The sequence below is a fragment of the Afifella sp. H1R genome (assembly GCF_021462425.1).
Taxonomy (GTDB): Bacteria; Pseudomonadota; Alphaproteobacteria; order Rhizobiales; family Afifellaceae; genus Afifella; species Afifella aestuarii.
In genome coordinates, this window is sequence record NZ_JAKEDY010000001.1 from 558,639 (window position 1) to 570,477 (window position 11,839).

Annotated in this window: 8 protein-coding genes; 4 read left to right on the forward strand and 4 right to left on the reverse strand. The window is 62.1% G+C overall.

Annotation, left to right across the window (positions count from 1 at the left end; all coding sequences use genetic code 11):
- The first annotated feature begins 3 nt into the window (after positions 1 to 3).
- Positions 4 to 1,129, forward strand: a protein-coding gene (prfB, locus tag L0F51_RS02570) for a peptide chain release factor 2 (protein ID WP_234627817.1) whose coding sequence is annotated in 2 segments (ribosomal slippage) — positions 4 to 72 and positions 74 to 1,129 — 1,125 coding nt in all. Because the reading frame shifts where the segments join, the coding sequence is not laid out codon by codon here.
- 68 nt (positions 1,130 to 1,197) lie between these two features.
- Here the strand turns inward: prfB and L0F51_RS02575 are convergent.
- The gene (locus L0F51_RS02575) at positions 1,198 to 2,550 is read right to left on the reverse strand and encodes a M23 family metallopeptidase (RefSeq protein ID WP_234629312.1); all 1,353 of its coding nucleotides are present in this window, start codon (positions 2,548 to 2,550) and stop codon (positions 1,198 to 1,200) included.
- Between the two features lie 101 nt (positions 2,551 to 2,651).
- Positions 2,652 to 3,128, reverse strand: coding sequence for a thioredoxin-dependent thiol peroxidase (bcp, locus tag L0F51_RS02580; protein ID WP_234627818.1), 477 nt, complete (start codon positions 3,126 to 3,128; stop codon positions 2,652 to 2,654).
- 197 nt (positions 3,129 to 3,325) lie between these two features.
- Between bcp and L0F51_RS02585 the strand changes: the two genes are divergently transcribed.
- Positions 3,326 to 6,577, forward strand: coding sequence for an AsmA-like C-terminal domain-containing protein (locus tag L0F51_RS02585; RefSeq protein WP_234627819.1), 3,252 nt, complete (start codon positions 3,326 to 3,328; stop codon positions 6,575 to 6,577).
- 55 nt (positions 6,578 to 6,632) lie between these two features.
- Here L0F51_RS02585 and tyrS read toward each other — a convergent pair whose 3' ends face one another.
- Positions 6,633 to 7,895 (reverse strand): tyrosine--tRNA ligase, encoded by a 1,263-nt coding sequence (gene tyrS, locus L0F51_RS02590; protein WP_234627820.1) that lies wholly within the window; start codon positions 7,893 to 7,895, stop codon positions 6,633 to 6,635.
- 68 nt (positions 7,896 to 7,963) lie between these two features.
- Between tyrS and L0F51_RS02595 the strand changes: the two genes are divergently transcribed.
- Positions 7,964 to 9,079 carry an anhydro-N-acetylmuramic acid kinase gene (locus L0F51_RS02595; protein WP_370642295.1) on the forward strand — a complete coding sequence of 372 codons (1,116 nt, stop codon included), beginning with the start codon at positions 7,964 to 7,966 and terminating at the stop codon, positions 9,077 to 9,079.
- A gap of 192 nt (positions 9,080 to 9,271) precedes the next feature.
- The gene (locus L0F51_RS02600) at positions 9,272 to 11,443 is read left to right on the forward strand and encodes an EAL domain-containing protein (RefSeq protein ID WP_234627821.1); all 2,172 of its coding nucleotides are present in this window, start codon (positions 9,272 to 9,274) and stop codon (positions 11,441 to 11,443) included.
- Between the two features lie 56 nt (positions 11,444 to 11,499).
- Here the strand turns inward: L0F51_RS02600 and L0F51_RS02605 are convergent, their stop codons facing one another.
- Positions 11,500 to 11,718 (reverse strand): hypothetical protein, encoded by a 219-nt coding sequence (locus L0F51_RS02605; RefSeq protein ID WP_234627822.1) that lies wholly within the window; start codon positions 11,716 to 11,718, stop codon positions 11,500 to 11,502.
- Positions 11,719 to 11,839: the final 121 nt, after the last annotated feature.

An 11,839-nucleotide genomic window follows, 5' to 3' on the forward strand; every position in this document is an offset into this window, starting at 1 on the left:
AAGATGCGCGCCGAAATCGAAAACCTCGTTGACGAGATCAGGGAGGCGCTGACCCTGATAAGGAGGCATCTTTGACTGGGATGTCTCTCAGAAACGTCTCGCCAAGCTGAACGAACGCGTCGAAGACCCGACGCTCTGGGATGATCCGCAGGAAGCTCAGAAGGTGATGCGCGAGCGCCAACGGCTGGAGACGGCCATTTCCGGCGTCCGCGAGATCGAAGCGAGCATTGCCGACAGCATCGAGCTGATCGAGCTTGCCGAGGAAGAAGACGACGACACCGTCATCGCCGAGGCCGAGAAGTCCCTCGTCGCTCTGCATAAGGACGTGCAGAGAAGGCAGGTCGAAGCTCTGCTTTCCGGCGAAGCCGATGCGAGCGATGCCTATCTCGAAGTCCACGCCGGCGCGGGCGGCACGGAGAGCCAGGACTGGGCCTCGATGCTGTTGCGCATGTATACGCGCTGGGGCGAGCGCCGAAAATTCTCCGTCGAACTCATCTCGCAGACCGACGGGGAAGAAGCCGGCATCAAGTCAGCTACCCTCCTGCTCAAAGGCGAGAATGCCTATGGCTGGCTGAAGACCGAATCGGGCGTGCATCGGCTCGTCCGGATTTCGCCCTTCGACAGCCAGGCTCGCCGGCATACGTCCTTCTCGTCTGTCTGGGTCTATCCGGTCGTCGACGACAACATCGAGATCGAGATCCAGGACAAGGATATCCGCATCGACACCTACCGGTCTTCAGGTGCCGGCGGACAGCACGTCAACACCACCGATTCGGCTGTGCGGATCACCCACTTGCCGACGGGCATCGTGGTGACGTCATCGGAGAAGTCGCAGCACCAGAACCGCGCCAACGCCATGAAGGCGTTGAAATCGAGGCTCTATGAGATGGAGCTGAAGAAGCGCGAGGAATCGATCCAGGAGGCTCACGAAGCCAAATCCGAAATCGGCTGGGGCCATCAGATTCGCTCGTACGTGCTGCAGCCGTACCAGCTCGTCAAAGATCTGCGCACATCCGTGGAGCACACGACGCCGTCGGAGGTTCTCGACGGGGATCTGGATGACTTTATGGAAGCGGCTCTCGCCCAGCGCGTGGGCAGCACCGACAATACCGAGGAAGCGGCCGAATAGCCGCTTCCTTTCCGCGAGCCATCCCTCTCCAAAACCCAAGGTCAGGTGAGGGATGCGCTTTGCGGCGTTTAGCTGAAGCGTTCGGTTTTCAAGAACGGGGTCGGGTCTTCCGGCCGTCCGTCGCGCCTGGTCTCGTAGTGAAGATGCGGGCCTGTTGAGCGCCCGGTCGAGCCGACGCGACCGATCAATTCACCGGCGGTGATTTTGTCGCCGACCTTCACATCGATGCGCGACAGATGCCCATAACGCGTGCTGACGCCGTGCGCGTGGCGGATCTCGACCATCTTGCCATAACCGCCGTTCCATCCAGCCTCGACGACTTCACCCGGAGCCGTCGCGCGAACCGGCGACCCGCTCACCGCCCGAAAGTCGATGCCCGTATGCAGGGCCGGCCGCTTCAAAAACGGGTCCGTGCGATAGCCGAAGACGGACGACCGCGGCGCGATGATGGGGCGCCCGAGAGGCAGAGACGCAAGTTTTCGGCGCATATCCTGCAAATTGGCGAGCGTGGAATCGATCCCGTCGATGGTTTCCACGAAGGCGAGCCCCCGCAACGCGGCGTCACCGTCGACCGGAACGAAAGGTCCGCCTGTGGCATCGTCGCCTGAAGATCTGTTCTTCCTCGGAACAAGGTCGGAAAACCCGAGATCGTTCAGCGTCGTTTCGAGGCGTTCCGTTTCAGCGTGAGACGCGGCTGAGAGAACCGCTGCGGCATCCAGTTGGGTCGCAAAGCTGTCCCGCAAGGCTCCATCCATCGATTTGAGGAGAGGGCGAAGTTTTTCGCTCTCGAGATCGCTCGTCCTTGCAGCTGCCGGTTTGATCTGCGCCTCGCCCGGATGAGCGAAGATGCTGCCGGTGATGATGTCCGCCCGAGAGGGGCCATCCTCGGCATAGCCGAGCGCCGGGCCTTCCTCTGGATTCGCAACCTCTCCTGGCGCGGCTGCCAATTGCTGGGATGGTCGGTCGGGGCGCGGTCGCGGCGTCGTCATGCGTGTTTCGGCAATGCTGATGCCGGCAGCCTCGGCCTTTTGCATGACATCGTCGAGCAGGGACTGGCGCCGGAAGATCGCCTCCTGGCGGTCGAGCAGCGTTGCCAGCTGCTCCTCCATCGATTGTGTCTCGACGAGATGCTTGCTGGTGACCTTGTCGATTTCACCTCGAAGCCGGGCAATCCTGTCTTCATAGACATGTTGCAGTTCCGCCTGGCGTGCGGAGGCCGCATCGAGAAGGCCGTCGCGGTAAAAGAGGTAAGCGGTTCCGCCGATATAGCCGGTGCCGAACAGGACGAAGACGCTGGCGATCGAGCCGAAAAGCCAGGGTCGAAGCGTATAGGACGTGAGTCGTCCGCGCCGAGCGATGATGACGCGGGGCGGTTCTTTTCGGCGTTTGGAAGCAGGCTGAGAACTTGAGAAGGGGACCATGAGCACGAAGGCGCGATATGGTTGCGAGGAGGTAAAGACCCTCGCAGCCCATGGTTAATATCGCGTTTCCTTAAGAGCGATTAGCGCTCTCGGTGGCCTCCTCAGGTCGCCATCATCCGCGCGGCCTCCAAGACGTCATCCACATGGCCCGGAACCTTCACCTTGCGCCAGACGCGCGCGATCACACCGTCGCGGTCGATCAGAAAGGTCGAGCGCTCGACACCCATAAAGCGGCGGCCGTACATGGATTTTTCCGCCCACACGCCATAAGCCTCGCACACCTTCGTGTCTTCGTCGGCGACGAGCGTGATTGAGAGATCGTGCTTCGTCTTGAACTTGTCGTGGCTCGATGCGCTATCGGGTGAAATCCCGACCACGGAAATGCCGGCGGAGCGGAAGGCGTCTATTTCGGAGCTGAAGGAGATCGCCTCTTTGGTGCAGCCGGGCGTGTTGTCCTTCGGGTAAAAGTAGAGAACGACCGGTTCGCCGCGATGCGCGGCGAGCGAGAATTCGCCGCCGCCATCGGTTGGAAGAGTGAAGTCCGGGGCCGGATCGCCCACATCGGGGGCCTTCGCCATCTCGTCATCCTTTCGACGTGTTTGGAAATCAGGTGAACTCTAGGGTGCGATTTCGTGCCTGCGCTCGCCAAGTTGTCTATCGTTGGCAGCCACCTTGGGAAGAGCGAGACCCGATTCGGAAGAAAATGCTGTCGCAGGAACCCAAGTCAACGACCGAGAAGCCAGGGAAGAACGCCCCGCGAACGACACGTCGTGTCATGCGTCGGATCCTTCGTGTCGCATTTCTATCCTTGCTTGTGGTCGTCGGCCTGTTGGTTTTGGTGACGGGCGGCCTCGTTTACAGCGTGAGCGGGGAGGGCTTCGGCCCGAACTGGATGCGCGATCGCCTCGAGGCGAGACTCCAAGACCGTGTCCCGCCCGGGGCGCACGTCGAGCTTGGCAGCATCCGTGCCTACTGGGAATCAGGCAGTGGCCTCGTGCTCGAAGCGGGAGACGTCGATTTCAGCTTCGGCCCGGCTTTGCACATCAAGGCCAAGACAATGGCCGTTTCCTCCTCGCTGCGTGACTGGCGCGAGACCTGGATCAAGCCGCGTCATGTGCGGATCTCGCAGGTGGAAGTCTCCCTGCAATTGCCGGAAAGCGCGACCGAGGCGCAGCCGCGCGCCGAATTGATCCGCCAGTTCGCACGGTCTTTTGCGGAAGGTGTCGTGGAAGCGGACGTGACCCTGCGCGAACTCGGATTTGAGGATTTCGAGGTTGAGAACATCAAGCTCGAACTGCCGCGTTCCGACCTGCCTCCTCTAACCGGGCAGATTTCCGATTTCACCTGGCAGCCGTTGGGAGAGGCGCGCAGCAAGCTGTGGCTTCAGGCCTCCGCGGCCGGGGCTTTCTGGTCGCTGACCGTGGAGCGCACGCGCGAGAGCGGCGCCGACATCGTGGAGCTCAATCTCGATGATCTGCCGCTTGCGACGCTCGTTCCAACACTGGCGAACCCGCAGACGCAGCAAAGCTATGCCGGCCGCCTGCAGCTTCATGCGCGTTTCCAGGCGGGTGTGGATGATGTGCAGCTTTTGGGCGAGATCGGGCTGACGCCGGGGCTCGTCACCGTCGACGATGCCAGTTCCTTCTATCTGAACGATGCGCGCTTTGCCTTTACGCTGCCGCCCAAGGGCGACGAGATACTCTTCAAGCGGGCCTATGTGGCGAGTTCTGCCGGCCTCTTCGGGCTGGCTGTGGCGCTCGATCTCAACGATGTCGACGAGCCGGTGGAGGTGCGTGCGCAAATGCCCTCCGGCGTGGTCTTCGCCCCAGGCGGGGTGCGGGAACAGGTGCGGGGCGAATTCGACGTCACATTCGATCCCGCCCGCGGCAGCGTCTCGATCGATCGTTTCTCGGTCGCCAATCCCGCCGGCAACATCAGTGTCGTTGGCGGCTGGCATCCCGATGGCGCCTCGCCGGGCCTTGCGCTTGCCGTATCCATCAGCGAGATGCCGAGCTCGCTCTTCGTGGCGCTATGGCCCGGATTCCTGGCACCGGGCGTGCTCCACTGGCTTGAGGACAATCTCAAAGAAGGCGTCGTCGGACCGGTCGAGTTGCAGGTTGCATTGCCGCCGGATCACATCGGGCCCGAGGGCAAGGACAAGATTCTGCCGAAGTACGGTTTGTCCGGCGATGTGCCGTTCCGTTCTGGACGTTTCACGCCCGCCCCCGAATTGCCGGACTTCGTCAATGCGAAAGGCTCCGTCAGGCTGGCCGATGCGACGGCGACGATCGCGTTGGATTCGGCCGATGTCGCCGTGCCGAACTATCCGGCTCTCTCGGCCGGAGGGTCATTGCTCGTTATTCCCGACCTCGGAGGCAAGGACGCCGTCGGCGACCTCACCCTGCGCCTCATAGGTCCGGCGCCTGCGCTTGCCGCGCTTTCCAATACCGGACCGCTGGATGTGGCGGCGTCGAAGGGCATTTCGCCGGATGATTTGTCGGGCGAGGCGGAGCTTTCGCTCGTCGCGGCGGTGCCTTTGAAGAAAGAGGCTTCGCTTCTCTCGGTGGAGCCGAAGTTCGAGCTCGTCTTGCGCGGTTTCGGGAGCAAGGCTCCGATAGAAGGCCACTCCGTCGCGGATGCTGATTTGACGTTGAGTGGTGTCCCCGACGCCTACCGGGTTGCGGGCAAGGCTCGCCTCGACGGGATTGAGGCGAACATCGACATGACGGGAGGCGAGGCCGGCAAGTCCGACACCGATGTTGCCCTCATCCTCGACAAGGCGGCACGAGAGCGCCTCGGCATCGATCTTGAAGACTATCTTTCCGGACCCGTGATCGCGTCGATTTCTGCCGAAGATGACGGATCGCAGCTCATCAACCTCGATCTGACGAAAGCGCGCGTGCGCCTGCCGCCGATTTCGTGGGAAAAGGGCGCGGGTGTTGCTGCCAGTGCTGAGTTCCGCGTGAAGACGAGCGCCTCTGGTCGCGATGTTGAGGGACTTTCGCTGAAAGGCGAAGGCTTCCACGCCTCCGGGTCGCTGAAGCTGACCTCGGACGGAAAGCTCGACAGCCTCGACCTTCACGATGTGGCCCTGCGGCCGGGGGATGATTTTGCGCTCAAGGCGAACGTCTCCGGCGGCAATGGGAGCATCAGTGTGAGCGGGGCTCAGCTCGATGCGCGTGGTCTCATCCGAGCGCTGAAAAGCAGCAAGAAAGGCGCGGGGGCCGGCATGATGCCGCTACATCTCGATGTCGCGCTCGATCGGGTGAAGGGCGAAAACGATGTCACGGCTTACGGCATCAAGGGCTCTGCGGAGATCGCTGGCGGTCGCCTCCACGGGCTGAACCTTTCAGGCGTGCTTGGGGATGCCGCCGGTGGTGCCTTCAATTGGCGCATCACCGAAAACTCGAAACTGCGAGAGCAGGTGCTGGATGCCGCCGATGGCGGAGCGGTCCTGCGCTTTGTCGATCTCTATGCACGTGTCCGCGAAGGACTTTTTACCCTCGTCATGCGCGGTCCGCCGGGTGGCGACAGCGCCTCTGGAGAGGCCTGGCTGCGAGACTTCCGCGTTGTGGAAGAGGCCGCACTCGCCGAAGCCGTCCGTCCGGCGACGCGCAAACGCGACCAGCCGGGGTCGCAGCGGGCGCGCGAACAGATCTCCGAGGAGGTCGACACCTCCAATATGACCTTCACGAAGCTCCGCATCCCCTTCCGCATGGAGAAGGGAGTGGTCGCGATCGATGAGGCTTATCTGCGTGGGCCGATGCTGGGAGCGACCGCGAGCGGGACCATCAATCTGACCGATGAGAAGATTGCCTTAAGCGGAACCTTCATCCCGGCCTTCGGCATCAACAACATGGCGGGTACGATCCCGATCTTCGGACAGATCCTCGGGGGCGGTCAGAACGAGGGCCTGGTCGGCGTGACCTTCAAACTCTTCGGCAATCTCGACAATCCATCTCTCAAGATGAACCTGATGTCGGCGATCGCACCCGGCATTTTTCGCAAGATCTTCGAGTACCGCTGAGGCCGCCGGAATGCGGCCTCGATGGTGTGTGGCGCCGTGACGGCAGGCGGGCGCCTTAGGCCGCCCCGCCCATACGCAAAAGCGCGTGTTTCTTGCGGCCGCTCGAAAGCTTCACGGCACCGTCCTCGGAGAGGTCGGAAAGGCCAATGAGGGCGCGCTCATCGCTGACTGGCGTATCATTCACCTTGATACCCCCGCTGCGGATGAGACGCCGGACTTCGCCGTTGGAAGTGGCAAGACCCGCACGCACAAAGGCGGAAAGCACGCCGATCCCGGCCTCGAGCTCGCTGCGCTCCACTTCGATACTCGGCAAAGCATCACCCGTCTGACCGGCTTCGAAGGTGCGCCGCGCAGTGTCTTCGGCGTCCTTCGCCGCGTCGCGGCCATGAAGGAGCGCCGTGGCCTCCGTGGCGAGAACCTTCTTCGCCTCGTTGATCTCTTCGCCTTGCAAGGCTGCCAGGCGTTCGATCTCGTCGAGGGGAAGGATCGTGAAAAGCTTCAGGAAGCGACCGACATCCGCATCGGCGGCGTTGCGCCAAAACTGCCAGTACTCGTATGCCGACAGCATATCGGGGTTGAGCCAGACAGCTCCCTCCGCGGTCTTGCCCATCTTGGCTCCCGTCGCAGTCGTCAGGAGCGGGGTGGTGAGGGCAAACATCTCCACTTGTTCCATGCGGCGTCCAAGATCGACGCCCGAAACGATATTGCCCCATTGGTCGGAGCCGCCCATCTGCAGGCGCGCGCCATAACGGCGGTGAAGCTCGACGTAATCGTAGGCCTGCAGCACCATGTAATTGAACTCCAGCAAGGAGAGGTGCTGCTCGCGCTCCAGCCTCAGCCGCACGGAATCGCGCTGAATCATCTGGTTGACGGAGAAATGCCGCCCGACATCGCGCAGAACGTCGATGTAGTTGAGTTTCAGAAGCCACTCGGCATTGTCCGGCATGATGGCGTCGTTGCCGCTCTCGCCGAAATGCAGAAGCGGGTCGAAGGCGCGTCGGATGCCCTGCTTGTTCGCCTCGATCTCGGCATCGGAGAGGATTTTGCGGCTTTCGTCGCGGCCGGACGGATCTCCGATCCGCGTTGTGCCTCCGCCCATCAGCGCGATCGGCCGATGCCCCGTCTGCTGCAACCAGTAAAGCATCATGATCTGCACGAGGCTGCCGGCATGGAGGCTCCGGGCGGTGCAGTCGAAGCCGATATACGCGCTCACCATCTCCTTCGACAAAAGGCTGTCGAGCCCTTCCGGATCGGAGATCTGATGGATGAAGCCCCGGGCCTGGAGCGTGTTGAGGAAATCGGATCGAAACGTGGTCATGGGTTCGTTAGTTGCAGGAATGATATGGGGTGCTCCCTTAGCACCTGAAATCACGGAGCGCGAAGGGCGTGACAAAATTTCGTAGCACTTTGGGGGTGATCAGCGGCACGTCGATGGATGGGGTCGACGTTGCGCTGCTTCAAAGCGACGGCGAAACGCTCGGCGATATCGGCCCTGCCGCGACTTATTCTCTCGATGATGCGCACCGGGCGCTGCTGAGGCGCGCGATGGCGGCCGCAAAAGGCGGTGCTGTGCGAGGCGAGCCGATCATCGACGAGGCGGAGGCTGCTGTCACCAAAGCGCATGAGTTCGCTCTTCGTCGCTTTGTGAGCGATCACGCGTTGCGGCTTGAAGATATCGCCTGCGTTGGGTTTCACGGACAGACCGTTTTTCATGCGCCTGAACGCGGCATCACGCTCCAACTCGGAGACGGCCAAGCCCTCGCCGATTCGCTTGGCGTTCCAGTTGCCTGGGATTTCCGAACTGCCGATGTGATCGCAGGCGGCGAGGGTGCGCCGCTCGTACCGGTCTATCATCGTGCGCTCGCCCAACGCCTGGGCCGCGGATTGCCGATCGCCTTCGTCAATATCGGCGGCGTCGCCAACGTGACCTATGTCGGCGAGGGCGACACCCTGATCGCGCTCGACACGGGGCCGGGCAATGCGCTGATCGACGATCTCATCTCTTCGCGCCGAGGCCTGGCATTTGATGCTGACGGTGAAATCACGATGCGTGGGCACCCCGATGTCTCACGGGTTGAGAGGTGGCTCGAGCATCCCTTCTTCGCGCGGCCGGTGCCCAAATCACTCGACAGAGACGCCTTTGCAGCCACCGATGTGACCGGGCTCGACGACGACGATGCGGCCGCCACGCTTGCCGCCTTCACGGCTTCTGCGTTGAATCGAGGTTTTCAGCTTTTGCCGCAAGTCCCTGATCTCGTGGTCGTTTGCGGAGGAGGTCGGCTGAACCGGGGCTTGATGAAGCTGCTTGCAACGGAGCTTGCCCCGGCAGAAGTCGTCGCGGCCGAGCATCTGGGGCTCGATGGAGACGCGATCGAAGCAGAGGCTTTTGCCTATCTGGCCCTCAGGGTGGCGGAAGGGCTGCCGCTCACATTCCCCGGGACTACGGGCGCTCCGCGGCCCTTGCCCGGAGGTCGCTGGAGTCGTCCCAACCGCAACAATTAACCTCGAATCAAGCCTTTCGGATCAAGGTCAAGTTCCGAAGAAGGTATCGGGTCCGAGTTCATGCGTAAAATAGCGGCCTCCTTCGCGGATATGTTCCGAGGCAAGGCGACAAAACACGGCCGAACGGTCGCAGCACCACAGCCCCTCGAAGAAACATCAGCCCGCGAAACCGCGCCCGCAACGACGCCTCAGGTGATCGAAGCCGGCCGCGAGGCAATCAAGAAGGCTTCCCCCGCCAAGGAGAAGAAGGTCAAGGCCGCAAAACGGCAGAAGAAAGCGGCTCGCTCCTTTCCAAGCCGGCGCGGCTCGATTGCTGGCGACCAGACGATTGCGGTCTTCGTCACCTTCGTGGGGCTCGTCACGGCGGCACTGACCGCCGGCGTCGTCTATTATTCTGCCGACGAGCTCTATTCGAAATATGTGCGATCGGAGGCGCTCGAGCGCGCGACCTTTGCGGCGGGACGACTTCAGGAGACAGGTCTGCAGGACAGAGATGGCAGCATCTCTGCCGAAGAGAATGTCGCCCTTAAGACAATCCTGGCGATGCCGGATGTCTTCCGCATCGAGGTGTTCAACCGGGCGGGTGAACGCATCCGCGAATTGAGTGATGCGACGGGCGGCACAGAGATTGCGCCCATTGGTCGCGATGAAGCACGTTCACTCATCGAGTCAGGGAAGGGCGCGCTAAGCTGGCAGGACCGCCATGCTGAGGAAGGCGCCGGGCCGTCCTATTACAGCCGTACCCTGGTGCCGATCGAGGATGCCGACGGAAACGCCGACGGCGCGATCGCGGTCTATCTCGACCACAGCGCCGATGAGGCGGGTTTCTGGCAGTGGCTGACGGGAATCCTCGGGACCATCCTGGTGCTGGCGCTCGTCGCCTTCACGATCCCGGCTGTCAGCCTGCTCCTTCGCACGCGTCAGAAGCGCGAGGTCTATGAGGAGCTCACCTATGTGAGCGGTCACGATACGCTGACGGGCCTCAGCAATCGGGACGAATTCCTGAGGACGCTGGAGGTCGAAATCCGGCGTCAAAGCGAAGAAGGACATCACCTCGCCCTTCACTACATCGACATCGACCGCTTCAAGGAAATCAACGACACGCATGGCCATGCCGCAGGCGATGAATTCCTGAAGCAGGTGGCCGAGCGGTTGCGCGATGTCGTGGAGAAGCCCCAGTACCTTGCGCGGCTCGGTGGCGACGAATTCGCCATCATTCAGCTCGAGGCCGGCGGCACCAAATACGCGGAAATCCACGCAAGGCGCATCGGGTCGGCTCTCAACGGCGTCTACAAGGTCGGTGACGGCGAGAACAACGAAGTCGTCGCGAGCGCGTCGATCGGGATCGCGGTCTCCCCGGAGCACGGCGAAAACGCCAACGAGCTCCTGAAGAATGCCGACCTCGCCTTGAACAAGGTGAAGGCGGGCGGACGCAACGATATTTCCGTGTTCACCACGGAGCTGACCACTTCGATGCAGGGGCGTCTGGAAATGCAGGCGATCCTCCGCAAGGCCTTCCGAGAGAAGTGGTTCGTCCTCTATTTCCAGCCGCAGTACGATCTCGTGACGCGGCGCCTTACGGGCTTCGAGGCGCTGCTGCGGCTGAAACATCCCGAGCGCGGCGTCGTCTCACCCACGGAGTTCATTCCGGTTGCCGAAGAGACCGGGCTCATCGAGCCGATCGGCGAGTGGATTTTGAAGGAATCATGCCGTGCGGCAAGCCTCTGGCCGGAGCATCTGACTCTGGCCGTGAACCTGTCGCCCGCGCAGTTCAAGAAAGGCAACTTGCCCCGTTTGATCGCCAAGACATTGAAGCAGACTGGGCTCAAGGCGGACCGGCTCGAGGTGGAGATCACGGAAGGCCTGCTTTTGGAGACGTCCAATCGTGTGCTGTCGCAGCTTCGCGAGATCAAGAAGATGGGGGCCGCCCTCATCATGGACGATTTCGGCACCGGCTATTCCAGCCTGAGCTATCTCTGGCGGTTCTCCTTCGACGGTATCAAGATCGACCGCTCTTTCGTGCACGGTGTGGGCGTCGGCGGGCAGGTGGAGAAGCTTCTGCGTTCCATCATCAGGCTCGGCATCTCACTTGACCTGAAGGTGACCGCCGAGGGTGTGGAAAGCGCCCAGCAGGCACACTTCCTCGTCGCCAATGACTGCCGCAACGTCCAGGGCTTCCTGTTCGGCTGGCCGGTTCCGAAGGACGAAGTCGCAACGGTGATCGCCAAGGACATTCGCGTAGGAACCCGTGCCGCTCAAAAGCGTCACGACGCGAAGACGATCGAGGCGCAAGCGGCAGGCGATGAGACGCCGAGCGAGCAGGCGCCCGAGAGGAGCGTGCGCAAGAGCCGGAACGCGGCCTGAATTCTTGCGGACTTGCGGTTGTCCCGTCAGCCGGTGTGTCCGGCTGACGGCAGACATCACGCCAGGCGATAGACCCGGCTGATCTCGCTCAAAAGCCCGATACGGATGAGCTCGCCGAGAGCCTCCGAACGTTCCGGGATGCCCTGTGCGGAGCGCCAGCCTTCGGCCGCGGCAAGTTGCTCATCCGTCAACGTCACAACGACCTTGTGAACGGTCTCAGACGTCTGCGACGCCAATTCCTCGCCCACAGCCCAGCAGGATTTTTTTGGTGGCATGACCCATGCCCCTTATTTGGGGCGCCGTCGGGGGCAGGCCCGTAACGCCGCCCATTGCTTATCGACCGCAAAGTAGGCGCAACCGCAAGGCGGCGGTATCTCGGATATTCCGCTACGTAGA